The following is a 25,494-nucleotide window of genomic DNA, read 5'->3' as shown; positions in this document are numbered from 1 at the left end:
GTCATCGATGAGATGACAGGGGCTTTTGCATGCCCGGGGGAAATCAGTCCCGATCACGCTCCAGCAACGGCTTGAGGTAGTGGCCGGTGTAGGACTGCTTCATCTCGGCCACTTGCTCAGGTGTACCTACCGCGATGATCTGTCCACCCTTGGAGCCGCCTTCCGGCCCCAGGTCCACCAGCCAGTCAGCGGTCTTGATCACATCCAGGTTGTGCTCGATCACCACCACGGTGTTGCCGTGGTCGCGCAGACGATGCAGCACGTCGAGCAATTGCTGGATATCGGCGAAGTGCAGGCCAGTGGTCGGCTCGTCGAGGATGTACAGGGTCTTGCCGGTGTCGCGCTTGGACAGTTCACGGGACAACTTGACCCGCTGGGCCTCGCCGCCGGACAAGGTCGTTGCCGACTGCCCCAGCTTGATGTACGACAGACCTACATCCATCAAGGTCTGGAGCTTGCGCGCCAGCGCCGGTACCGCGTCGAAGAACACCCGTGCTTCCTCGATGGTCATCTCGAGGGTTTCGTGGATGTTCTTGCCCTTGTACTTGATCTCCAGGGTTTCGCGGTTGTAGCGCTTGCTCTTGCACACGTCGCACGGCACGTAGATGTCCGGCAGGAAGTGCATCTCCACCTTGATCAGGCCATCGCCCTGGCAGGCTTCGCAGCGCCCACCCTTGACGTTGAACGAGAAGCGGCCAGGGCCGTAGCCCCGGGAGCGCGACTCCGGTACGCCGGCGAACAGTTCGCGGATCGGCGTGAACAGCCCGGTGTAGGTCGCCGGGTTGGAGCGCGGCGTGCGGCCGATCGGGCTCTGGTCGATATCGACGACCTTGTCCAGGTGCTCCAGGCCCTTGATGCTGTCGTGGGCGGCAGCTTCCAGGGTGGTGGCGCCGTTCAGGGCCGTGGCACTGAGGGGGAACAAGGTGTTGTTGATAAGCGTCGATTTACCGGAACCGGACACGCCGGTAACGCAGGTCAGCAGGCCGATCGGGATTTCCAGGTCGACGTTGCGCAAGTTGTTGCCACGGGCGCCCTTGAGGGTCAGCGACAGCTTCTTGTTGCGCGGTGTGCGCTTGGCGGGCACCTTGATCTTCACCCGACCCGACAGGTATTTACCGGTCAGGGAGTCGGGATGCGCCATGACTTCGGCGGCGGTGCCCTGGGCAACGATATGCCCACCATGCACTCCTGCGCCCGGGCCGATGTCCACCACATAATCGGCCAGGCGAATGGCGTCTTCGTCGTGCTCGACCACAATCACCGTATTGCCGATGTCCCGCAGGTGCTTGAGGGTGCCGAGCAGCCGGTCGTTGTCCCGCTGGTGCAGGCCGATGGACGGCTCGTCGAGGATGTACATCACCCCCACCAGGCCGGCGCCGATCTGGCTGGCCAGGCGGATACGCTGGGCTTCGCCGCCGGACAAGGTGTCAGCGCTGCGATCGAGGGTCAGGTAATCCAGGCCGACGTTCACCAGAAACTGCAGGCGCTCGCGGATTTCCTTGAGGATCTTGTCGGCAATCTCGCCCCTGCGACCGGTGAGTTTCAAACCGCCGAAATAATCGGTGGCGTCACCGATCGGCAGATTGGTCACCGCTGGCAAGGTTTTCTCGCCGACCCACACATGCCGCGCTTCTCGCCGCAACCGGGTGCCACGGCAATCGGGGCAGGGCTGGGTGCTGAGGAACTTGGCCAGTTCTTCGCGCACGCTGGCCGACTCGGTCTCGCGATAGCGACGTTCCAGGTTTGGCACGATGCCTTCGAAAGGGTGGGAGCGCTTGACGATATCACCGCGGTCGTTCAGGTATTTGAAGTCGACATTCTGCGCACCACTGCCATGCAGGATGAATTTCTGCTGGTCGGCGGGGAGCTCGTTGAACGGCTTGTCCAGGCTGAACTTGTAATGGGCCGCCAGCGACCCGAGCATCTGGAAGTAATAGACGTTGCGCCTGTCCCAGCCGCGAATCGCCCCTTCGGCCAGGGTCAGTTCGCCGTTGACCAGGCGCTTGGTGTCGAAGAACTGCTTGACCCCCAGGCCATCGCAGGTCGGGCAGGCGCCGGCCGGGTTGTTGAAGGAAAACAGCTTGGGTTCCAGCTCACTGATGGCATGACCGCAGATCGGGCAGGCGAAGCGCGCGGAGAAGATGATTTCCTCGCCGGGTTCGTCGTCCATCGGCGCGACCAGGGCGATGCCGTCGGCCAGCTTCAGTGCGGTCTCGAAGGACTCGGCCAGCCGCTGTTGCAGGTCGGCACGGACTTTGAAGCGGTCCACGACGACATCAATCGAATGCTTCTTCTGTTTATCCAGCTTCGGCAGTTCGTCCAGCTCGCACAGCTTGCCGTTGACCCGGGCCCGCACGAAGCCCTGGGCGCGCAGTTCTTCGAAGACCATCAGGTGCTCGCCCTTGCGCTCGCGAATCACCGGGGCCAGCAGCATCAGCTTGCTGCCTTCTGGCTGGGCCAGCACCAGGTCGACCATCTGGCTGACGGTCTGGGCTTCCAGGGGAATGTCGTGGTCGGGGCAGCGGGGGATGCCCACTCGTGCATACAGCAGGCGCAAGTAGTCGTAGATCTCGGTGATGGTGCCGACCGTCGACCGTGGGTTATGGGACGTCGACTTCTGCTCGATGGAGATCGCCGGCGACAGGCCTTCGATGGTGTCGACGTCGGGTTTTTCCATCATCGACAGGAACTGCCGGGCATAGGCCGACAGCGATTCGACATAGCGCCGCTGACCTTCGGCGTACAGGGTATCGAAGGCCAGGGATGATTTGCCGGATCCGGACAGGCCGGTGATGACGATCAGTTTGTCCCGTGGCAGGGTCAGGTCGATGTTCTTCAGGTTGTGGGTACGGGCCCCACGAATCAGGATCTTGTCCAAAGTGGCCTCGCTCGGCGGGCGTCGAAAACGTAGGAGTATACGGGCAAATACTGGATGGATGCACACTATTGAAAGTGAGTTTGCAGCCATACATGAAGACTGCGCGGCAAACGGTCGCCATATACCCTCTCAATCGATGGGACTGGTAGAATCGCCGCCGGTTCACATGAGGTTTTTCCATGCACGATCCCCACAGCGAACGCATGAGTAGCGCAGAGACCCGCGCGGCAAGCGGTCTTGCCCTGGTGTTCGCCTTCCGTATGCTGGGCATGTTCATGGTGTTGCCGGTGCTGGCGACCTATGGCATGGACCTGGCGGGCGCGACGCCGGCCCTCATTGGCCTGGCGATTGGCGCTTACGGCCTGACCCAGGCGATTTTCCAGATCCCGTTCGGGATCATTTCCGACCGCATCGGCCGTCGTCCGGTTATCTACCTGGGGCTGATCGTCTTCGCCCTGGGCAGTGTGCTGGCGGCCAATGCCGATTCGATCTGGGGCGTGATCGCCGGACGCATCCTACAGGGCGCCGGGGCCATTTCCGCTGCCGTCATGGCGCTGCTGTCGGACTTGACCCGCGAACAGCATCGGACCAAAGCCATGGCCATGATCGGCATGACCATCGGTCTGTCGTTCGCCGTCGCCATGGTCGTAGGTCCCTTGCTGACCCGTGCCTTTGGTTTGTCGGGGCTGTTCCTGGCCACCGGTGCCATGGCGCTGGTGGGCATCCTGATCGTGGCGTTCATGGTGCCGCATGCCACCGGGCCGTTGCAGCACCGGGAGTCCGGGGTAGCCCGCCAGGCGTTGATCCCGACGCTCAAGCATCCGGACCTGTTGCGCCTGGACCTGGGTATCTTTGTGCTCCACGCCATGCTCATGTCCAGTTTCGTCGCCTTGCCGTTGGCGCTGGTGCAGAAGGCCGGCCTGCCCAAGGAACAGCATTGGTGGGTGTACCTGACCGCGCTGCTGATTTCGTTCTTCGCCATGATCCCGTTCATCATCTATGGCGAGAAGCGACGCAAAATGAAACGAGTTTTGCTCGGCGCCGTCATGACGCTGATGCTCACTGAGCTATTCTTCTGGCAGTTCGGCGACAGCTTGCGGGCCCTGGTGATCGGCACGGTGGTGTTCTTCACCGCGTTCAACCTGTTGGAGGCGTCGCTGCCGTCGCTGATCAGCAAGGTTTCACCAGCGGGCGGCAAGGGCACGGCGATGGGGGTTTATTCCACCAGCCAGTTCCTGGGTTCGGCGTTGGGCGGGATCCTCGGCGGCTGGCTGTTCCAGCATGGCGGTTTGTCGGTTGTGTTCCTGGGATGTGCCGCGCTGGCTGCACTTTGGCTGGCCTTTGCTGTTACCATGCGCGAACCTCCCTATGTGACGAGCCTGCGCTTGCCCTTATCGCCCGAGGCGATTCGTGAGGCTGGCCTGACCGAGCGTCTGAAGGCCGTCGTTGGAGTAACCGATGCAGTGGTGGTCGCCGACGAGGCGGCCGTGTATATCAAACTCGACACCGAATTATTGGATCGCGCGACGCTCGAGCGCCTGGTGAACAACCCGGCCCCGAGCACGTGCGAAGCCTAGGAGAACGTTATGGCCCGTGGGGTTAACAAAGTCATATTGGTCGGTACTTGCGGCCAGGATCCTGAGGTTCGCTACCTGCCCAACGGCAACGCCGTGACCAACCTGAGTCTGGCGACCAGCGAACAGTGGACCGACAAGCAGACCGGCCAGAAGGTCGAGAAGACCGAATGGCACCGCGTGTCGATGTTCGGCAAAGTGGCGGAGATCGCCGGCGAATACCTGCGCAAGGGTTCGCAGGTATACATCGAGGGCAAGCTGCAGACCCGCGAGTGGGAAAAAGACGGTATCAAGCGTTACACCACCGAAATCGTGGTCGACATGCAAGGCACCATGCAACTGCTGGGCGGCCGTCCACAGGGCGACCAGCAACAAGGTGGCAACAACTACCAGCAGTCGGCTCCGCGTCAGCAGGCGCCTCGTCCACAGCAGTCGGCTCCACAGCCACAACGCGAGCGTCCGGCCCCACAACAGGCCGCGCCGCAACCGGCTCCGGATTTCGACAGCTTTGATGACGATATTCCGTTCTGAGTCTACTCAGACTTTTTATAAAGTTTGACTAAGGAACCCCCGCCATGCGGGGGTTTCGCGTTTTTGGCAGTGTAAAATCAGTCATAAATAATCTTCTGATAAACCGGCGTTTGCTTGGCGCTGTGCTTGATGCGTCGCACTGAGCTGCCGGTGATGAGTCGCCCACCGAGCAGAAGATTGCCACGAGGAGATCGCGGTTCGAAAAGCTGCTGTCTTAATACCCTTATCGCTTCTGCACCCAATTCATCGCGGGGCACGTGAAGCGTGGTGAGCGGTATATCGTTGATGTCCGCCAGGTTGAACCCGTCCATGCTCATCACTGAAACATCGTGAGGAACCCTCAGGCCAGCATTCTGGAGCGCTTTAACTGCCCCGGCTGCCATAAAGTCACCTCCGGCCAGGATGGCAGTCGGTCGGTCTTCGGCTGCGCAGTTTTCCATGAAGGCCGCCACCTGCGCTTCAGATTCAGCACTGCCGAAACCTTCGGAAATTACTAGGTGTTTCGCTTCGACAAACTCGAGATTTTGCTCCTTCCAGGCGTCACGAATTCCACGTATTCGAAGGTCCATCGTGTAGCGCCTGAGACACTGGAGGGTCAGTACATTTCGATGGCCCATCTGAAATAGATAATTCATCGAATAATGACCGATTAAAAAGTGGTCGGGCGATATCGAGGGCAGGCGCATGCTGCGATCGATGCAGTTGATTAGCACCGTCGGCTTGCTGAGGTCGGCCGCAAGTTGGTGTATGTGCGGATCATCAATACCAATCAGGATCGCCGCATCGGTGTCCTTCTGATTCATCTTTTCCAAAAACAATAATGCGTTGCTATCGACCTCTTCGAGCTCACAGTAGCGGACTCGAACATCATGCTGCGCGACTGCCTGCGTGATGCCCTGGATAACTTTGTAGTAGAAAATATCAGAGCGTACGTTGAAGGCCCGCGAGGGCGCGAAGATGGTCAGTCCGTTGAGCAGGAAACGACCATTGGCAAGGTCTTCCATCACGCCCTGCTGACGAGCCGCTGCTAATACTTTTTCTCTGGTGGCCGGGCGGGTATTTGATTTGCCAGCAAGCACCCGCGACACCGTAGCTGTGGACAGGCCAGTCTGTGCCGCGATTTCAGCAATGTGTAATTTCCCCACCGCGGCTTATCCATTGAGACAATTTATGTAAAAGCTTTCATAGCAGAAAAGGGCTAGCAAGCCTAGCGTCCTTGGGTTTTTGCCTAGCCATGGTGAAAGAGAATGTAAGTTTATACACGCTTACTTCTGTACGAGTCATGAGTCGTTGCCATAGCGTCAAGCCTCAAATAAAAACAAAACGCCGGAAAATCCGGCGACAGGCGAAGAATTGATGACTATCGATATCGAACGCAATGCTCGACTTTCGGCCAAGCGAACATTCATCCCACATTTGCGTTGGTGGATGCTTTCCCTGTTTTTGCTCGGCGTCACCGTAAACTACATAACCCGCAATTCATTAGGCATATTGGCGCCGGAACTAAAAACCACGTTCAGCATGTCCACTGAACAATACTCGTGGGTGGTCGCCTCTTTCCAACTTGCCTATACCGTTTTCCAACCCATCTGCGGATGGCTGATCGATGCGATCGGGCTCAAGCTCGGCTTTGTGGTATGCGCCGTCATATGGTCGGTGATGTGCCTTCTGCATGCCGGGGCAGCGAGTTGGGTTCATCTGGCGATTCTGCGTTTTTTTATGGGCGCTTCGGAGGCCGCGGCTACACCAGCCAATGCCAAGGCGATAGGGGACTGGTTTCCAAAAAAAGAACGACCTATCGCCGCGGGTTGGGCAGGGGTTGGCTTTTCTTTGGGGGCCATGCTCGCCCCTCCCATCATCTATCTGGCTCATGTATCTCTGGGCTGGCAGGGCGCATTTCTAATCTCCGGGGGGATCGGCCTGGTCTGGGCTGCCATCTGGGGATGGCTCTACCACGCTCCCAATATCCACCCGCGCTTATCGCCCAATGAGTTGAAGCATATTCAACAAGACGGCGAAAAAATCGGCCAGCAAATGCCATTTTTTAAAGCGTTGAAAAAGATTGGCCGGGACAAGCGGTTTTACGGTATCGCGCTTCCCGCCTTCATGGCTGAACCGGCATGGGCGGTCATGAGTTTTTGGGTGCCACTGTATCTGGCCAACGAAAGAGGAATGGACCTTAAGCAAATCGTACTGTTTGCCTGGGTTCCGTTTCTGGCCGCGGACTTGGGCAGTATCGCCAGCGGTTATCTGTCACGCGCTTACCATCGATTTTTCAAATGCACCCGGGTGAACTCGATAGTCGCCAGTTCAATCACCGGCGCGTTCCTGATGTTTTCGTTGGCCGTGATGACTCAGGTGCAAGACCCCTATGTTGCGATTGCGCTTATTTCAGTCGGCGGTTTTGGCCACCAGATTATTTCTTGCATGTTAAGTGCGTTGGTCGTCGAAACGTTTGATCGGGATGAGTTGGCGACGGTTAACGGAATGCGAGGTTCCTGCGCCTGGATTGCCAGCTTTATTTTCTCGCTGATCATCGGTGTCAGCGTGGACAAAATAGGATTCAACCCATTGTTCATTGCAATGGGGCTCTTTGATTTTATAGGTGCGTTTTTCATGATTTTGTTTATCGCAGACAGAGCGTCCAAACCTAAAGCGGTGCGTGCACAATGAAATCACTTAAAGTCTGGACGTTACAGGCCCAGGAAAAAGGCTACATCGAGCTGCTGGTTGAGGGCCGACATCTATTCCGAATCTATATTCTTGAAGACGGTTTGGCGCGTGTTCTGCTCATGCGTGCAGGCGCGTTGGCACTGGATCGGACCTGGAGCATTGCGCCCCGGGAGGACGTCGCCTGGGAGGGCCGGTCCCGCGAGTCGGTAGCGGATTTCTCTTTGCCCGCGTACCGGGTCGAAGAGTTTCAGGACCGGTTGGTGCTCACCACCAAAAAACTCCGCATCACTGTGAATCGGCCGCTGTGGTTACAGTGGGAATACCATGATGGCCAGAGCTGGAAGCCGTTGGTCTCGGATCGGCCCACCGGTGCCTATTCGCTTGACGCTCATGGTGAAGGCCTGGAGCACTACCAGCTTCGCGCGCCCGAACATCGCTACTACGGGCTCGGCGAAAAAACCGGCGATTTGAACCGCACCGGCAGACGTTTTGAAATGCGTAACCTGGACGCAATGGGATATGACGCTGCGAGCACCGACCCGCTGTACAAGCATATTCCCTTTGTCATCACGCACCAGGAACACGCCAGCTTCGGGATGTTTTATGACAACCTGAACACCAGCCTGTTTGATCTGGGTAACGAGCTGGATAATTATCACCGGCCCTACCGTCGGTACAAAGCGGAGGCCGGCGACCTCGACTACTGGGTACTCGCAGGCCCGCGCATACTGGATGTGACAAAGGCTTTCGTTCGCCTGACCGGACGCACCTTGTTTCTACCTAAATGGAGCCTGGGCTACAGCGGCTCGACCATGCATTACACCGATGCCGAAAATGCCCAGGAACAGTTGCTGGAGTTTCTTGATCTGTGCCGCCGGCACGATATTCCCTGTGACTCTTTTCAACTGTCATCGGGGTACACCTCCATTGGCGAAAAACGCTATGTGTTCAACTGGAACCATGAAAAAGTCCCGGACCCCAAGGCGCTTGCCCAGGCCTACCGTGATGCCGGTGTCAGACTGATTGCCAACATAAAGCCTTGTCTGCTGCAGGACCATCCGCGCTACGCCGAGGTGGCCAATCAAAAGATGTTCATTACCGACTCTGAGCACGACAGGCCAGAGCGGTCGGTCTTCTGGGACGATGAGGGCTCTCATCTGGACTTCACCAACCCGGACTCTGTCAGTTGGTGGCAGTCAAACGTCACGTCACAGCTGTTGGAACTGGGCATTGAGTCTACGTGGAACGATAACAATGAATTCGAAGTGTGGGACGGCGAGGCACGCTGCCAAGGCTTCGGGCGCGAGATAGCCATCAAACATATCCGGCCCGTCATGGCATTGCTGATGATGAGAGCGTCTCTAGAGGCACAACAGCGCTTCTCACCGTCAGAGCGGCCCTACCTCATCTCACGCTCAGGTTGCGCCGGCATGCAGCGCTACGTTCAGACCTGGAGCGGTGATAACCGAACCAACTGGAAAACGCTCCGCTATAACACCCGCATGGGCCTGGGCATGAGCCTGTCGGGGTTGTACAACGTGGGGCACGATGTAGGTGGGTTCTCCGGTAATAAACCGGATCCCGAGCTGTTTGTCCGTTGGGTCCAGAATGGTGTGATGCATCCGCGCTTCACCATTCACTCCTGGAACGACGATGGCACCGTCAATGAGCCATGGATGCATCCAACGGTCACCGATGCGGTCCGTGACGCTATTGGGCTCCGATACAGGTTGATGCCTTATTTCTATACGTTGCTGTGGCAAGCCAGTCACGAAGATGAGCCTATTTTGCGACCTACGTTTCTTGACCACGAGCACGACCTTCAAGCGTTCGAGGAAAACGACGAGTTTCTTCTTGGCCGAGACGTTCTCGTCGCCAGCGTTGTAGAGGAAGGCGCACGCGAGCGCGAGGTGTGGCTGCCCCTGAACGCGACAGGATGGTGCGACTGGCATACCGGTGGCTGGTACGAAGGCGGCCAATACGTTTCTCTGGATGCGCCTTTGGAACGTTTGCCATTGTTGGTGCGAGGGGGCGCTGCGATAGCGACCGGTGAATGCCACAAGCTTAATGACCCCTCGCTTGATCGGCGTCGCGAGCTGGTGATTTTTCCTGCACCTTCAGGCACCTCCAGCGGCGTGTTATTTGAAGATGACGGCATCAGTCATGGCTGGAAAAACGGCAATAGCCTGGTGATCAGATGGACCATTGAATATGGCCTGGACTTTATTGATTTGACGATCTCTAAAACGGGGGATTTTTGTCCGGCGTGGGAGCAGCTCGAGGTGTCCTTGAAGGGAACGGATGCGAGAACCCTGCGAATCAACGGCCATAGCGACTGCGCTTTAACGTTGGCCGACATTGCGAAGCATGAATTTCATTGATCCCCTGAAAAATCTGCCCTCCCAGTCCGGGAGGGCAGATCCAAGGGGCATCGGAGGCGTTCATCTCTCCTGAGAACCGTGCATACGAGTTTCCCTGCCTCGGCTCACAAATCCAGATCCAGTACCTCCTGCATCCTTTCGCCAATCGACTGTCTCAACCACGCGGCATGGAACGCCATGTCCCGCACCGTTACATCCCCAAACCGCAGTGCGATCGGCTTGCCATTGGCCCCGGCGAAGCACACCTCAAAGTGACAAACGTTGGCCGAAGCAGTCGTTATGTAAGGCCGGATGGAATGGATGTCGCTGTACGGCACGCATTCTTCGGTGGTCTGTCGGGCACGGCGTCGCTGGGTGAAGGTGAGGCGTTGCTGGCGCTCGTCAAAGCAGAAACCGAGCACTTCAGGCGCGCTGGCGAGCCATTTGAGGATGCAGACGGCCACGAATGTGCTGATGAACATGAGTGCTAAAAACAGGGGGTCTTCGATCACTCTTGTGTGAATGGGCGACAGGCTTTGGCCGACTTGAAACAGCTTCATCGATAGCACTGCCAGTCCGTAGACCGGCAAGGCCAGCAATATCACCACGGCGTACAGCATGGTGCCCAGGTATCCCGGCCTGGATACGTCGCTTGAGCAATCCCAAGTGGGAGGGTGCCATGCCGCTGAGGCGGCGGTGTCGGTCGGGAAGGGGGAGTCGACCAGGCGCGGCGGGCGTTTGCGTTTCATGCGGCAGGCTCTTGGTAAAATACCAGGCCATTCTTATCGTTATTCCTCAAGCACGCCTAGGTAAAAAACAGTTCGCCCGAGGTTGGGTTCTTCCTGGCCCCGCCAATCCAGGTTTTTCTGCCTGACCTGCCATGCCGCCATCGTCACGGCCGATAATTCGCCGGTAATTCATGGCGCGTCGGCGTTTTTTCTTCGTGATAGTGCGGTTTACCCTGGGGAGAGTTCATCAAGGTCGAATTGGCCAGGATCGTCTCCGTCAGTAAACAGTCCTCACCGTCCCCGAACCAGCAGGCCAACGCCGAATTTCGATTGCCATGCATGTCCACGACGGCCGGCCAGTTTTCGGCGCCAAGGGCATCACTGGGAGCAATGTCGGGGTAATGCTTGGGCGGCAGGACCAGCGCATCGCCGGGTTGGACCCATAGGTCTGCCAGATGAATCTCTCTCGTCGCAGGCCGCCAGCGGGCGACACTGATCACCAGCGGCAAGCGCCCATAACGGGAAAAAAACGCGTGGGGAAAGTTGTGGTATTCGAGGTCGGTCGGGTTGTATGTCAGCAGCTCGCGCTGACGTGTCGGGCCCAGGTAGGGCGACTGGTGACCCGCCCATTTACCGTAGGTGTATTGGCCCAGAATCAGTTGGTCGTACTCGAAACGCAGGCATTCGCCGTTGCCGAGCAGAGTCATGCCGAAGGCCTGCGCCGTTTCCCGGGTTGCCCAGATCGGCTCGTAGTGCACTTCGCTGGCGTGGAAATCGAACGTCTTGATCCAGTAGGAACCGCTGTTCGTTGGAACCTCACGCTCCCTCCAACTGATGCCGGAGTAGCGAGTGCCCAGGGACAGGGCCGGGTTCTCGGGGTTGAGCGGGATCAGGTTGCCACGCACCTGGGCACTCGGCTGCGCCAGTCCGTGGTCGTTGAACAGATAGGGGAAGCGACGGGGATCGAGCGCTGTTTCCACGCCGTCGCCGATAAAGGGAATACAGTTGAAGACTTGCATCGGGTCGGTACCACGCACGCAACAGGGCTACAGGGAATGGCAATCCAAACCTGTGGGAGCGAGCTCCCACAGGGGGATAACTGCCTGGTATCAACTATACGGACGATGCGGCTCGCGCAACCAATCCATGCCGTGAGGCTGGCGCCAAGGCCGGACGGCGGCGCGCTTTTCCACCTGGGTCAGGCACAAGGCGTCCATCCAGTAGTAGACCATCAACAGGTGAAACACCTCATCGCCGCGCCGGTCCCAAATGACATCGTCCTGCTGGCGACCCGGCTCGATGGGCTTGAGCCGGCAGTCGCCCTGGTCGTGCATGCCCTGCAAGCAGGCTCCCGTCTCGTAATTGATCAACAGGACCGGGTGGTTGATTTCCGGATAGGGTTTTTCCAGCTCGGGCATGTACCAGAATTGCCCGGGGTTGTGCCTGTCCGGCGTTTGCATGGCAATACGGGTTTTGTTTTGCGAATCGACCGCCAGTGCCGGTTTATCGCCAGTATTGTTACGCACGATGTACAACGCAGTGCGAGGGTCTTGCTCGGTCTTTTCGGTTTTGACCAGCTTGACCTTGCCGAACGAGTCGTGGGCAAGGCGCGCCTTGATCTTCACCGTTGGGTTGAGATCCTTGCCTGCCTGACCAAAACCGGCAATGAGCCCGTCGACACCGGGCGCCTCGAAGTCATTGCCCGCCAGCACATAAGTTAGGCCGGATAACGGGTTGGGTTGCATGTGCTTGGTCAGCGTTTCCCAGCGCTTGAGCGAAACGTCACTGGCGCCATTGGACAGCAGGGCTTCACGCATGGCGTACCCCGGGTAGTAGCGTGAGTCGCGAGGCCAGCGCTCGGTGGCCAGGAGCAATTTATGCCCGCTTTTTTGTCTCAGCAGCAGGGCCAGTGCATCCCAGAACTGGTCAAATTCCGCGGTAGACGCAGTCGCTGCGGGCGGGTAGTGAAAGCTCTCGGTGGTTTCCTTGCTTTTGTTGTCGACGAACACCATTCGCAAGGCCGGGCCGGTCGCCGTGCCCTTGGGGGTGGTTTGCCGTCCGGAGCGGCCGAGGACAACCACCGACTCTTGCCAAGTCCCTTCAATTTCCGCCTTGTAGCTGGTGTACCACTGGTAGGCTTGCTCCAGGGCGGTGCGGGTCTCGCCTTCCTTGACGAAGCGATAGACCGGCGCGATTTTCAACTCCACCACCGTCGGATCGTCGGGCAGCGATTCACGCCATTTGCCGAACTCCGCGTTGCAATTGCTGGGGTCCATTGCGTTGAAAGCGATAGCGTGCGTGCCCCCTTGGGTGGTCAGGTTGGCGTTGCGATGGGCGATGTTTTTCTTGACCGTTTCCGAGATCGACGTCGTCGCGCTGCCACTGATGAATGCACCGTATTCGGCCTTGACCATTGCATCGAGGGTATTGGTCTGGCTGAGGAAGCTCTTGAGGGCGGTCATCGCATAGTTCAGCGAGCCGCCGACGGTCACTTCGCTGACGATATCGGCGCCAAAATCGACGAGGAAATTGAAGAACGGCGTCGGACTGCCTGGATCGAAGGTCTTGGGCAGTTCATCGACACGCTTCTTGAACGCTTCAGTGGCATTGGCAGGGTTGACTTCGAAGGTCAGTTTCCATAACCGCACCGTGTGACTGTAGAGCGCGGCTTCGCGCTCTTCGAGCGTCTTGATTTCACTGCCGAAGGTGGCTTTGAAGCCGGCGGAAAAGGCGCCATATTTACCGGCGGCTTCGACACTGGTCTGGGTATGTCTTTCGTATTCGTCACGGGAGGAAAACGTCTCGGTCGAGAAATTGTCGTTGGCCACGACCGTGGACATGCTGACGTTTTTCCCCACGTTGTAGGCCGTTTTCCGGTACGGCACGGCGCGTTTGCCTGACTCGGTATCACCAACCTTCTGGCACTCGTTGCTGTCGTCGGCCCAGTCGAGCCGGTTCAGTCCGCGCCCCAGCAGTTGCGAACCGCCGATATCCCGTAAATCGTCGCCTGCGTTGCCCTTCAGTCCATCGTTCATCGCCTTTCTCCCATCGCTCAGGTTGTATCAACTGGGTGCCAATTGATGGGAGTGAGTATCAGGAGGCCCGGGATAACCGGACAGTCCAGAGCGGTGTCAGTCCGGTATCAGTTTGGTATCAGGCCAAATGCCATCTTTTTGTGAACCCGGAGGAGACGCTGGAGTACACTCGATCGGCTGCCGTTGTCCCAGGGTAGAAGGGCTATCGACATGGACACCCGACACAACACCTTTGCTGCCCTGCCCAAGCGCGATGCCTCGATATCCGATGGTCGTGTCCTGCTGGACGCCGTGTCGTTGAAAGGACTGCGCAAACAGCATGGCCTGAGCCAGGAAACCCTGGCCGAGGCCTGCCTGAACCGGCATTTGTGCGTCTCGATCGCTTCCATCAAACGCGCCGAAACCGGCAAGCCGGTGCTTTATCGCACCGCTCGGCACCTGGCGACGGCCTTCGGGGTCGATGTGAGCGCGCTGCTGAGCGATCCCGCCTCGACGGCTTTGGCGCACATCCGACAGACGATGAGCGAGTTGCACCAGGCCGCCTTTGCGCAACAGGCGCTGAAACAGGTCGATGACAGCGTTATCCGTTATGTGCTTGAACTGTCCTTTCGGGTCGATGGGCTGCCCGCAACGGCGTTGATGGAGGAGATCGAGCGCCTGGTGCGTCAGTTCGGAGGCGTTCCACTGGGGCTGACGCAGGAGGTGATGATCGCCCAGTTCGGTTCTCCGCAGGCGTATCGCAGTGATAGCGAGCGGGGCCTGCTCTGCGCGCTGGCACTGAGCCGGGAACAATTCGTCACGCCCGGACATGCCTTGGTGTTGCGGCTTGTGCGCCTGAGTACCGAAACCACGGAGCCTGCGGCCGAGCCTGCCTTGCTCGCGCTAAAACCGTTGCTGGATCGTCATGGGCACGCGCCGGTGTATGTTGCGCAGAACCTGCTGGAACAACTCGCAGCACGCTTTGAGTTTTCGTCCAGCGACGATGAGTTCCGGGCCTATCGCAAATGCCTGCGCCCGCGCAGCCTCGACGAAAACGCGCCGCGCCCGTTGGTGGGACGGGCCATCGAACTATTGCAGTTCAAGGCGGTGATCGAGGCCACCCAGGAATGCCAGGATGGGCACATCGTCTATGTGCGTGGCATGGCGGGCATTGGCAAGACTCGCCTGGTCAGCGAGTTTTTCGAAATGGCCCGGCAGCGTGGTTTCGCCTGCCATCGCGGCGATGTGCTGGATTTCGGCATGAACAACAGCCTGTGGCCCTTGGGCCAACTGATGGCCAGCCTGCTCAACCTGGGCAGCGCACCGCCCATCAGCGCGTCATTGTTGGACGCTGCCTTGTCCCGCCTGAAAGTGGCCGCCGAGCATCGAATGTTCTTGCAAGTGCTGATGGGCGTGTCGTCTGCCGAGCCTCCCGTCCAATATGGCGCAATGAGCAACCAGGCCCGTACCCATGGGCTGTTCCAGGCTTTGCTCGAAGTGTTGCTGCGCGTCGCGGTGCAACAGCCCTTGTTGATCTGCCTCGAAGACCTGCATTGGGGCGACATCGCGCTGTTTACGCTGTTGGGCAAGCTGCTCGATGCCACTGACGAAGCGCCGGTCGTCTGGCTGCTGACGTCCCGTCCCGAAGGGGATCCGCTGGACGGTGAGATTCGTGCGCATTCCTCCAGCCCCATGAGCCTGCTCGACATCGCACCGATCCGGGCACGGGAGGCCACGCTCCTGGCGGAGCAATTCACCGAGGTCGAGCCGCGCTATCGGGCCGAATGTGTCGCCCGCGCCCAAGGCAATCCGCTGTACCTGACGCAACTGTTGTCCAGCCAGGAAGGTGTTTTTCCCGACAGTTTGCGGCATCTGGTCCAGACCCGCTTTGACAAACTGGCCCCCGAGCAACGTCGCGCCCTGCATTACGCCGCCGTGCTGGGCAATCGCTTCGAGTTGGCGCTTTGGCGCGAAGCGCTGGGGCAGCCTGGTTATCTGCCGACGACGGACATGCGCCAGGGGCTGCTGCGGGAAGTCGAGCCAGGCAGCTATCTGTTCGTTCACGACCTGGTCATGCACTGTCTTTACGACGCGATGCCCACGCTGCTTCGCGAGCAATTGCACGGTGAGGTGGCGAGCCTTTACCGCGAGCGCGACCGGGTGCTTTATGCCCAGCATTTGCTGCGGGCCAACGATCCGGCGGCGTTCGACGCGCTGTTGGTCGCCATGGCCGAAAAGCGCCTGGCCTGCCAGTACGACAGTGTTCTTGCGCTGGCGCGGCAATGCTCGGCGTTTGCCGAGCGTGCCCAGGGCAATTTTTCCTTTGCGTTGTTATGCGGCCAGGCGTGCTCGGGCCTGGGCCAGACGATGGAGGCACGGGCGCATTTGCAGCGGGCATTGGCATTGGCCGAGCAGCCACAGGATCAGATCGAGGCCGCGTTGGGGTTGGCAGCGGTCCTCAATACCCTCGATTGCCTGGACGAGGAAGAGCGCCTGATCGAGGCCATGCTGCCCATCGCCCAGGCCATGCAGGCCCATACGGCGTTGGCGCGGTTGAATCACTTGCGCGGGAACATCTATTTTCCACGGGGCGATTACGCCGAATGTCGCCGGCTCCATGAAGAGGCCTTGTCCTTTGCCCGCATCGGTCGGGACCTGCAAACCGAGGCCAAGGCCTTGAGTGGCATTGGTGACTCCTATTACGCACAAGGGCGCATGCAGACCGCCTACGAGGTTTTCGATCAATGCGTACGCCTGTGTGAGCGTAATGGCTGGGCACACGTGGAGGCGGGCAATCGCAGCGCCCGAGGCTCGGCGCAACTCTACCTGGGCCGGCCGGAGCAAGCCTTGCGCGATGCCATGGAGGCCATCGAATGCAGTGCCCGGCTGGGTAATCACCGGGCACAGGTGTTCTCACGGCTCACGGCAGCCTGGGTGTTGGTGGCGGGTGGCCAGGATGCCTTGGCTGAACAAGAGCTGACCTGTGCCCTGACGTTGGCGCGCAACCTTGGCGCCAGCCGTTTCGAAGCGATCCTGCTGGAAGGGTTGGCGCGGGTGGCGTTGCGCCAGGGCGAACGCGGGCTGGCGCAGACCTTGATCATGGAGGCGGCGAGCCTGGTGGAACGCTTTGAGCTGCAGCGTTACATCGGGCCATGGGTCTATGGCAGCCTGGCGATGATCAGCGAGGATGTGCCGCTCAGCCAACAGGCCTTGGCGACGGGTGAAGCCCAACTCACCCTGGCCTGCCTGGCCCACAACGCCTTGCGCTTTCGCGTGGCCGCCGCTGAAACCTGCCTGTTGGCGGGCAATCCCGAACAAGCGATCTGGCATGGGCAACAGATGGCGGCGTTGCCCGAGTCGGCGTCGTGCGCCTGGATCAACCATCACGTGCGGTTGATCGATGTGGCGGGGCAGTGGCTGCGCAGCGCCGATCGAGCCAGCGGCGAGAAGCTGAAGGGGATAGCACGCGAAGCTCAGCAAATGGGATTCGTGGCGACGATGCCGAGGTTGTTGCAGGTACTGGATATTTGATCGCTTCCAGGCACCCCGTAGAGGCTTGAGACAAAACCGCACTTCGCTGAAGCGCGGTTTTTTTTGCGTTTTTTCAGAGGTACCGGTGCTTAGCCATTGGCCGCCAGGAATTGTGCGGTGCTCACCACACTCGCATAGGCAAACCCCAGCGCGGCCATGAACGCCGCATGCACCTGGGCAGCCGGTACAACGACGCCGTTGAATTCCAGGTCGAGGGTGGCACAGGCATCGTGAATGACCGTGACGCCGTAGCCCAGGTCCGCCGCAGCACGAACGACGCCATCGACGCACATGTGGCTCATGCTGCCGACCACTACCAGTTGCTCGATGCCATGGTGGTCGAGGAGGGCCTGCAGTTCGGTCTCGCGAAACGAATTGACGAAGTGCTTGAGGACCACCGGTTCATCGGCACGGTTGAGCACCTTGGGGTGCAACTGCGCGCCTTCGGAACCTGGGGTGAAGAACGGCGCGTCTTCGGAGGTGAACTCATGGCGGATGAACACCACTTGATCCCCGGCCTGGCGAAAGGCTTCGATCAATTTTGCGGCGTTGTCGGCGGCGGCGTCGGCGCCGACCAGTGGCCATTTCCCTTGGGGGAAGTAGTCGTTCTGGATATCGACTACGATGAGCGCTTGCTTGGACATGGGGCTTCCTCGATCAGATTGGTGTGAAGCCAGTATTGGCTTTTGACGCCGCTTCGAGGATTGGCCGCAACGACAATAAGCGAGGGAAAACTGACAATGACGCAGCAAAGGGCAGTCGCCGAACTCGGGGTGCTCATCTACCCCGGCGCACAACTGGCGGCGGTGCATGGCTTGACCGATCTGTTTGCCGTGGCGCAGCGGATCGCGGCCGAGCAGGCCAGTACGCAGTTGCCGCAGCTGCGGGTCAGTCACTGGCGGGCAGAGGAGGGTAAGGCCCCGCTGCGGGTGTTCGACAGCGCCCCCGGTCCGGCGGGCAAGCTGGTTGCGTTGTTGATTCCACCGTCCCTCGCCGGCTTCAGTGAAGGCCTGGTCTCCCAAGCGCTGATGGATTGGTTGCGGGCGCAGCATGCCGACGGCACGGTGCTGGGCGGGGTTTGTGTGGGCTCGATCCTGCTGGCCGAAAGCGGCCTGCTCGACGGGCGCAGCGCCACCACCCACTGGACCTCGGCCAAGTCCTTCGCGGCGCGTTATCCGAAGGTCAAGCTTAACGCCGACAAACCTATCGTCGACGACGGCGACCTGATCACCACGGCCGGGTTGATGGCTTGGTCGGAGCTGGGGCTGCGATTGGTGGACCGTCTGCTCGGGCCGAGCATCGCCACGCGCACCGCGCAATTTCTGGTGATCGAGCACAGCGACAGTGCCAGCCAGTGCGGCAGCAACTTTGCCCCCATCCTCGGCCATGGCGACGCAGCGATTCTCAAGGTCCAGCATTGGCTGCAAAGCAGCGGCGCGGTGGAGGTTTCCCTTGGCGCGATGGCCGAACGGGCCGGCTTGGAAGAGCGCACTTTCCTGCGCCGGTTCCGCGCCGCCACCGGGCTCAAGCCCACCGAATACTGCCAGCACCTGCGCGTCGGCAAGGCCCGGGAAATGCTCGAGTTCACCAATGGCACGATCGATCACATCGCCTGGACCGTGGGCTATCAGGATCCGAGTGCGTTTCGGGCGACGTTCAAGAAGATTACCGGGCTGGCGCCGAGTGATTATCGGGCGAGGTTTGGGGTGAGTCCGCCGGGTGTTACTAGGCCGCAGTGAAGGCTTTGTGACGAGGGGATTTATTCCCACGCCACGGGGGGGCAGCGCCTGACTCAAAAGTTTCGTGCAATTTGCCGGATATCAACCGCAGGTCGTGCAGAATGAAACAGGCCAGGTGCTATCAACTCCTCGCGACATCCCCGTTTGCTCGACCGTCCTTGCTCGTCCATCGTTGGCCTGATCTCTGCACCCCTTTATTCACAGCCATCGAGCACAGATAAAGGGCAACGCATGACGTCAGTCAATCGCAACAAAATCGTAGTGGCTCACTCGATCAACCCCCACGCGCCGCTCCATGAGGTCGAGACCAATCGCGCACTGGCTCGCTGGCTGGCGCAGATCCTCGGGTTCGAGTACGGCGGCAGTTATGACCAGCAGCAACATGCCGGGCGTGATGTGTATCTGGTGCCCACGCAAACCCTGATTGGCGCCGAGGCCGCGCTGCGGTTGGGCGTCAAGGGTCCCGAGGACCTGTGGGGCGGTTACGTCGAGCATGATTTTATTTGCACCAAGGCGATCGCCCACGGTCTGTTGAATAAGCATGCCGTGGCGCCCAAGGGTTGGTCGCCACTGTTCGCCAAGCTCACCCGTGGTGCGGTGCTCGATGGCGTGAGTGTCTTTGCGCTGCAGGACGCGCGCCCGGCCGCCGAGCATTTGCTTTACACCGGGCCGATACGCCTCAAGCCGATCCATGCCTGCGCTGGGCGCGATCAACGAGTGATCAAGAGTCTTGCGCAGTTCGATGAAGTTGCCGCCGCGCCTGACGCCCAGACGCTTTTTCGCGATGGGGTGGTGCTGGAGCAAAACCTCAATGAGGTCCAGACCCAAAGCGTCGGCCAGAGCTTCATCGATGGCAAGGTGCTCAGCTATTGCGGCGTGCAACACCTGACCCGCGACAGCGAAGGCTTGGAGGTCTACGGCGGCTCGGATCTGCTGGTGGTGCAGGGCGGCTATATCGAATTGCTCAGGCTCGAGCTGCCCGACGATGTGCGTGAAGCGGTGCGTCTGGCGCAGGTGTTTGATGATGCCGCCAACCAGGCCTACCCCGGCTTCTTCGCCTCGCGGCGCAATTACGACATTGCCCAGGGCCTGGATGCCGCCGGTCAGCCCCGTGGCGGTGTACTGGAGCAGTCTTGGCGCATGGGCGGGGCCAGCAGCGCGGAGCTGGCGGCGTTGCAGGCGTTCATCGAGGAGCCTTCGACCAGCGCGGTTCGCGTGTCCTCGGTGGAAACCTACACCGACCAGCCGCTGCCTCCCGGGGCTACCGAGGTGTATCGCGGCGCGGCGCACAATGGCGACTTCCTTCTTAAATACGTAACGGTTCATTCCTATGACGGCTAGAAGCGAAACCATTCAAATCGAGATCGACGATGAACACATGAACGGGACCTTCCTGAGTCCCAAGTCAAAGGTGCCCGGCGTGTTGTTCGTGCACGGTTGGGGCGGCAGCCAGGAACGCGATCTGGAGCGGGCCAAAGGCATCGCCGGCCTGGGCTGCGTGTGCCTGACTTTTGATTTGCGCGGGCATACCGGCGGGGCGGGCATTCCGCTGTCGCGGGTGACCCGGGAAGACAACCTGCGGGATCTGCTGACCGCCTACGACCGGCTGCTCGCCCACCCGGCCCTGGACACTTCGGCGATTGCCGTAGTGGGCACCAGCTATGGCGGTTACCTGGCCGCGATCCTGACGTCGCTACGACCGGTGCGCTGGCTGGCTTTACGGGTGCCGGCACTGTACCGCGACGAGCAATGGCATACGCCCAAGCGCGACCTGGACAAGAGTGACCTGCTGGATTACCGCAGCACCCTGGTGCATGCCGACACCAACCGTGCCTTGCACGCCTGCGCGCAGTTCACCGGTGATGTGCTGCTGGTGGAGTCGGAGACCGACGACCATGTACCCCATGCCACCATCATGAGCTACCGAGCGGCGTGCCAGCAGACCCATTCGCTGACCCACCGGATCATCGACGGCGCCGACCATGCCTTGAGCGACCCAGTGTCACAACAGGCCTACACCTCGATCCTGGTGGACTGGATCACGGAGATGGTGGTGGGCGAGCGGTTGAGCATTATTCAGGAGCGGTGATTGTGTGGTGTTGGTACGGGCCTCATCGCGAGCAAGCTCGCTCCCACACTGGAACTGTTGGGAACATGATATCCCGGCTGCAATAAATCCCCTGTGGGAGCGAGCCTGCTCGCGATGGGGCCGCCACTGACGCCTCGTTATTTAAGCCCTGGCTTGACGCGCAACGCCTTGGCCTTCGCCTCGATCAGCAAATACATCACCACCGTGATCAACAACGGCAAAATGAAGTAGATCGCGCGATAAGCAATCAACCCCGCCAGCAGGCTGCCCCGTGAAACCTCGTGCTGCAGCAGTGCGATGAATACCGCCTCCAGTACCCCCAAGCCCGCCGGGATGTGGGTGATGACCCCGGCAATGCTGCTGATCAGCAACACCCCGAGCACCATCGGATAATCCAGCTTGCTTGGCAGCAAAGTGAAAATCACCGCCGCCATCAGCGACCAGTTCAGCGCCCCCAGAGCCAGTTGCAGCACGGCCATGCGCAGTGACGGCAGGTTGATTTCCATGCCTCGAATCGTCCAGGCCCGCCGCTTGGAAAAACGGCAGGCCACTAGATAACCGGCGCTCACCAGCAGCAACAGCACGCCTACGCCTTGCAGCGCATCGCTGCTCAGTTTCCAGCCCGGCGGCATCGTCACCAGGCCGCTGCTGAACACCACGCCGGCCAGGGTCATGTAGCCGAACCAGTTGGTGGCCAGGCTCAGGCCGAGGATCTTGGCGATGTTGCCAGTGCTGACGCCCAGCCGTGAATACAGCCGATAGCGCATGGCGATGCCGCCGACCCAGGCACTGAGGTTGAGGTTGAAGGCGTAGCTGATCACCCCCACCGGCAGGATCTGCCGCCAACCCAGTTTCTGGCGGATGTAGGTGCGGCCGATCAGGTCGAAGCAGGCGTAAGTGATGAAACTGGTGATGGTCAATGCTGCCGCGATGATCAGCGTGCGTACCTTGAAGTCCGCCAGGGTGGCGAACACTTCCGACCAGTCGATGCGCCGGGCCAGGGTGGTGAACAGCACGATCAGCAGGAGGAAGAAAGCCAGGGTCAGCGGTCTTTTCCAGCGGCTCCAGCGTGACTTGGGTTTACCCTGTTCGTGGACGTGGGCGTCATTGGGGGCGGTCTGCGCTTCAGAGTGGTTCATGGGGTTCGCTCCGAACCGCCGTCGGCGGCGAAAAGGGTTTCAGACGAGGTTTATGGGCTGGCAGCCAGCCGGCCCAGGCCGGAAAGTGGCGCAGGAAGTGAAACACCATGAAACCGACGGTCATGCGCCACAGTAGACCCCGGGGAGCATGGTCTGCGGGCATGGCGGTGCAGTGGTTGCGGCTCAGGTAGTCGAGGCGCTCGAACAGTTCGCGATTGAACGCCCGGTCGCGGATCAGCACGTTGGCTTCCAGGTTCAGGGACAAGCTCAGCGGGTCGAGATTGCTCGAGCCGACGGTGCTCCAGTCCTCATCCACCAGCGCGACTTTGCCGTGCAGCGGCCGTTCGCAATATTCGTAGATCACCACACCGGCCTTGAGCAGGTAGTGATAAAGCATCCGCGCCGCGAGCTTGGCGATCATCATGTCCGGCTGGCCCTGCAGGATCAGCCGCACCTCCACGCCACGGCGCGCTGCGTTACGAATTTCGCGCAGCAACCGGTAGCCGGGGAAGAAATAGGCATTGGCGATCACCACGCGGCGCTGGGCGCTGCGCAGCACTTGCAGGTAGACCTCTTCGATGTCGGTCTGATGCTCGTGGTTATCGCGATAGACCAGGCGCACCTGGCCGTCATGGTCGTTGAAGGCCAGCTCGTGGCGGCGACTGCGACGGCGTTGCCACCAGTATTTGGCCCGGGCGGGCCGACCACTCTGCAACAGCGCGAAGTGGTGGATATCCACCACCGCCGGGCCTTTGACCTCCACCGAGTAATCCTGCTTGGCCTCGGGGCCGAAATCCCCCAGGTGATCAGCGGAAAAGTTGATGCCACCGATAAACGCGATGACCCCGTCCACCACCACGATCTTGCGGTGCAGACGGCGGAACCAGTTAGTGCGGATCCCCAGGCGCCGGGGAGCGGGATCGAACATTTGCAGGCGCACTCCGACATCACTCAACGACGCGAGGAATTCGGTGGTCAGCTCACCGCAACCGAAACCGTCGAGGCTGACGGTGATGCGCACGCCACGATGGGCGGCGTCCACCAGCAGATCCCGCAGTTCGATACCGACCTTGTCCTCGAACAGGATGAAGGTCTCCAGCAGTATTTCGCTCTCGGCCCGGCGAATGGCCTCGAAAACCCGGGGGAAGTACTCCTCGCCGTTTTCCAGGAGCGTGACGCGGTTGTTGCCGTGCCAGCCGTATTCGATATCGGCCAGTGCCGGGTTGCGCTCGGTGGGCGGAACGTCAATTTGCTCCACCGTCGCCTTGTTCACCGTCGCGCTCATAATTCGATCTCCACCGACAGCGGTGCGTGGTCGGAAAGGTGCGACCAGGGGCGCACGCTCAACACCTTGGGATGATGGGCCTTGAGGTTGCGCACGTAGATGCGGTCCAGGCGCAGGATGGGCAGGCGCGCCGGAAAGCTGCGGGCCGGCTTGCCCAACCGCTCGGCGAACACTTCCCGCAGGCCGCAGGGCTTGAGCAGCTCGCTGGCCTTGCCGCGCCAGTCGTTGAAGTCCCCGGCGACGATCACGGGCGCCTCGGGCGGCAGTTCATTCAAGCGTTGGCAAAGCAGCTGCAATTGCTCGACCCGATGGCCTTCGCGCAGCCCCAGGTGGACGCAAATGGCGTGGATGTGCGGGCTGTCGGCGCCCGGCAAGCGCAGCACGCTGTGGAGCATGCCGCGGCTTTCATGGCCGCTGATGGACATGTCGATATTGTCGTGGCGGATGATCTGGAATTTCGACAGCAGTGCATTGCCGTGGTCGCCCGCCGGGTAGACCGCGTTGCGCCCGTAGGCGAACTGCGGCCAGAGACTGTCGGCGAGGAATTCGTATTGCGGCATGCTCGGCCAGTTGCTGTAGCGCTGGGGGTGATGTTCGTGGGTGCCGTGCACTTCCTGCAAAAACACCACGTCGGCGGACACGCTGCGCACCGCCTCGCGCAGTTCCGGCAGGATGAAGCGGCGGTTCAGTGCGGTGAAGCCCTTGTGGGTGTTGACCGTCAGGACGGTGAAGCGGCTGATCCGGTCAAGGTTTTGGGCCAGGGGCTGGGTTGGGTCGCGGGTCGCTTCGGGGGATTCTGGAATGCTCATGGCAATACTCCCTCGGCCGGGCGCACGCCGGGTGCGGTAGCGAGGTCTTTGTCCAGGTCGAAGTGCTCCAGCAAGTGCCGTGCGTCATAAGGCGCGCGGACTTTGATGTCGTTGTCGAAATAGCAGAACACTTCCCGGCTCTTGCGCGCCCGCGGCTTCTTTTGCGGGTCGATCAGGTGGGCGTCGCTGGGCTGCTTGCCGTGGCTCCAGGCCTCGATCCGCTCACCCCAGCGTTGCAACGCCGCGTCGGTGTAACCGCTGGCGTACAACTCCTCGGCGCCGTGCAGGCGCAGGTAGACGAAATCGCTGGTGACGTCTTCACGATAGGGCCATTTGTCGGCGGTGTCGGCGATCACCAGGGCCACGTCGTAGCGCTTGAGCAAGGTGACGAAGTGCGGGTCGATGAAGCTCTCGTGGCGGATTTCCACGGCGTGGCGCAGCGGCCGTTTTTTATCGGTCTGGGTGCTGGCGTGGCCGTCCAGGCGCGGTTCGTGCTCGCGGGCCAGGGCGGCGGCGCCTTTGGTGTCGTGGGGCAGTTGCTTGAGGAAGTCTTCGAACAGCTCGGGGTCGAATTTGAAGCTGGGGGGAAATTGCCAGAGGATTGCGCCGAGCTTCTCCTTGAGCTCCAGCACCCCGGAGGCAAAAAAATTGGCCAGCGGCTTGTGGATATCTCGCAGGCGCTTGATGTGGGTGATAAAGCGCGGGGCCTTGACGCTGAACACGAAGCCGGGCGGCGTCTCGGCGTACCACTGGGCATACCGTTCGGGACGTTGCAGGGCGTAGAACGATCCATTGATTTCGATGCTGTTGACCGCGCGCGAGGCGAATTGCAATTCCCGCTTCTGGGTCAGCCCCTTGGGGTAGAAATCCCCCCGCCAAGGCGTATAACGCCAACCGGAAATGCCAATGTGGATCGCCGTCATGTGTCCTCCCGTGCCAATGACCTCGTACAGCCTGTGTCTTTTGATGACTGTTGCGCGGCCCGGAAAGTTTCGATGGGGTGCCCGGCGGTGAAGTCATGCGCGCAGAGCATGATCGTTCCCATGCTCCGCGCGGGAATGCGGACCGAGACGCTCCGCGTCTCTTCCAGAGCCGAACGCAGAGCGTCCGTAGAGGCATTCCCACGCGGAGCGTGGGAACGAGG

Annotated in this window: 18 protein-coding genes; 8 read left to right on the top strand and 10 right to left on the bottom strand. The window is 60.3% G+C overall.

Annotation, left to right across the window (positions count from 1 at the left end; all coding sequences use genetic code 11):
* Positions 1-43: 43 nt before the first annotated feature.
* On the bottom strand, positions 44-2,878 hold the full coding sequence (uvrA, locus tag J9870_RS26150; RefSeq protein WP_210641385.1) for an excinuclease ABC subunit UvrA: 2,835 nt from the start codon (positions 2,876-2,878) through the stop codon (positions 44-46).
* A 179-nt stretch (positions 2,879-3,057) separates the two neighbouring features.
* On the opposite strand from uvrA, the gene J9870_RS26145 reads away from it, so the two are divergent.
* Positions 3,058-4,455 (top strand): MFS transporter, encoded by a 1,398-nt coding sequence (locus J9870_RS26145; RefSeq protein ID WP_210641384.1) that lies wholly within the window; start codon positions 3,058-3,060, stop codon positions 4,453-4,455.
* A gap of 9 nt (positions 4,456-4,464) precedes the next feature.
* Complete coding sequence (locus J9870_RS26140; protein WP_092444796.1) at positions 4,465-4,983, top strand: single-stranded DNA-binding protein; 519 nt, start codon at positions 4,465-4,467, stop codon at positions 4,981-4,983.
* Positions 4,984-5,060: 77 nt separating this feature from the next.
* On the opposite strand, the gene J9870_RS26135 is transcribed toward J9870_RS26140, so the two are convergent.
* The gene (locus J9870_RS26135) at positions 5,061-6,128 is read right to left on the bottom strand and encodes a LacI family DNA-binding transcriptional regulator (protein WP_210641382.1); all 1,068 of its coding nucleotides are present in this window, start codon (positions 6,126-6,128) and stop codon (positions 5,061-5,063) included.
* 211 nt (positions 6,129-6,339) lie between these two features.
* On the opposite strand from J9870_RS26135, the gene J9870_RS26130 reads away from it, so the two are divergent.
* Together J9870_RS26130 and J9870_RS26125 are read left to right on the top strand one after the other, a co-directional pair.
* The gene (locus J9870_RS26130) at positions 6,340-7,656 is read left to right on the top strand and encodes an MFS transporter (RefSeq protein ID WP_210641380.1); all 1,317 of its coding nucleotides are present in this window, start codon (positions 6,340-6,342) and stop codon (positions 7,654-7,656) included.
* Complete coding sequence (locus J9870_RS26125) at positions 7,653-10,037, top strand: glycoside hydrolase family 31 protein (protein ID WP_210641378.1); 2,385 nt, start codon at positions 7,653-7,655, stop codon at positions 10,035-10,037. The genes J9870_RS26130 and J9870_RS26125 overlap by 4 nt, the downstream gene beginning before the upstream one ends.
* A gap of 104 nt (positions 10,038-10,141) precedes the next feature.
* Here the strand turns inward: J9870_RS26125 and J9870_RS26120 are convergent, their stop codons facing one another.
* From J9870_RS26120 to J9870_RS26110, 3 genes are all read right to left on the bottom strand, one after another.
* A complete protein-coding gene (locus J9870_RS26120) occupies positions 10,142-10,765 on the bottom strand; it encodes a hypothetical protein (RefSeq protein ID WP_210641376.1) in 624 nt (207 codons plus the stop codon).
* Positions 10,766-10,908: 143 nt separating this feature from the next.
* Positions 10,909-11,763 carry a hypothetical protein gene (locus tag J9870_RS26115; protein ID WP_210641375.1) on the bottom strand — a complete coding sequence of 285 codons (855 nt, stop codon included), beginning with the start codon at positions 11,761-11,763 and terminating at the stop codon, positions 10,909-10,911.
* A 90-nt stretch (positions 11,764-11,853) separates the two neighbouring features.
* Positions 11,854-13,779 (bottom strand): MAC/perforin domain-containing protein, encoded by a 1,926-nt coding sequence (locus J9870_RS26110; RefSeq protein ID WP_210641374.1) that lies wholly within the window; start codon positions 13,777-13,779, stop codon positions 11,854-11,856.
* A 210-nt stretch (positions 13,780-13,989) separates the two neighbouring features.
* On the opposite strand from J9870_RS26110, the gene J9870_RS26105 reads away from it, so the two are divergent.
* Complete coding sequence (locus J9870_RS26105) at positions 13,990-17,289, top strand: AAA family ATPase (protein ID WP_210641373.1); 3,300 nt, start codon at positions 13,990-13,992, stop codon at positions 17,287-17,289.
* Positions 17,290-17,378: 89 nt separating this feature from the next.
* Here the strand turns inward: J9870_RS26105 and J9870_RS26100 are convergent, their stop codons facing one another.
* On the bottom strand, positions 17,379-17,933 hold the full coding sequence (locus J9870_RS26100) for a cysteine hydrolase family protein (RefSeq protein ID WP_210641370.1): 555 nt from the start codon (positions 17,931-17,933) through the stop codon (positions 17,379-17,381).
* Positions 17,934-18,029: 96 nt separating this feature from the next.
* Between J9870_RS26100 and J9870_RS26095 the strand changes: the two genes are divergently transcribed.
* The 3 genes from J9870_RS26095 to J9870_RS26085 all read left to right on the top strand — a co-directional run bounded on the left by J9870_RS26095 (position 18,030) and on the right by J9870_RS26085 (position 21,117).
* Positions 18,030-19,028, top strand: coding sequence for a GlxA family transcriptional regulator (locus tag J9870_RS26095; RefSeq protein WP_210641368.1), 999 nt, complete (start codon positions 18,030-18,032; stop codon positions 19,026-19,028).
* 231 nt (positions 19,029-19,259) lie between these two features.
* A complete protein-coding gene (locus tag J9870_RS26090; protein WP_210641366.1) occupies positions 19,260-20,369 on the top strand; it encodes a DUF3182 family protein in 1,110 nt (369 codons plus the stop codon).
* Complete coding sequence (locus J9870_RS26085; protein ID WP_210641364.1) at positions 20,359-21,117, top strand: alpha/beta fold hydrolase; 759 nt, start codon at positions 20,359-20,361, stop codon at positions 21,115-21,117. Before J9870_RS26090 ends, J9870_RS26085 begins: the two co-directional genes overlap by 11 nt.
* Positions 21,118-21,254: 137 nt before the next feature.
* Here the strand turns inward: J9870_RS26085 and J9870_RS26080 are convergent, their stop codons facing one another.
* From J9870_RS26080 to J9870_RS26065, 4 genes are read right to left on the bottom strand one after another with little or no spacing between them, the layout of a single operon-like run.
* Positions 21,255-22,256 (bottom strand): lysylphosphatidylglycerol synthase domain-containing protein, encoded by a 1,002-nt coding sequence (locus J9870_RS26080; RefSeq protein WP_210641362.1) that lies wholly within the window; start codon positions 22,254-22,256, stop codon positions 21,255-21,257.
* On the bottom strand, positions 22,243-23,541 hold the full coding sequence (gene clsB / locus J9870_RS26075) for a cardiolipin synthase ClsB (protein WP_210641360.1): 1,299 nt from the start codon (positions 23,539-23,541) through the stop codon (positions 22,243-22,245). Before clsB ends, J9870_RS26080 begins: the two co-directional genes overlap by 14 nt.
* Positions 23,538-24,350: an endonuclease/exonuclease/phosphatase family protein gene (locus J9870_RS26070; protein WP_210641358.1), complete on the bottom strand. Its 813-nt coding sequence runs from the start codon at positions 24,348-24,350 to the stop codon at positions 23,538-23,540. The genes clsB and J9870_RS26070 overlap by 4 nt, the downstream gene beginning before the upstream one ends.
* Complete coding sequence (locus tag J9870_RS26065) at positions 24,347-25,273, bottom strand: DUF72 domain-containing protein (RefSeq protein ID WP_210641350.1); 927 nt, start codon at positions 25,271-25,273, stop codon at positions 24,347-24,349. Before J9870_RS26065 ends, J9870_RS26070 begins: the two co-directional genes overlap by 4 nt.
* Between the last annotated feature and the right edge of the window lie 221 nt (positions 25,274-25,494).

It is taken from the genome of Pseudomonas sp. Tri1, assembly GCF_017968885.1.
GTDB lineage: Bacteria > Pseudomonadota > Gammaproteobacteria > Pseudomonadales > Pseudomonadaceae > Aquipseudomonas.
This window is presented reverse-complemented; position numbering and strand designations above follow the sequence as displayed.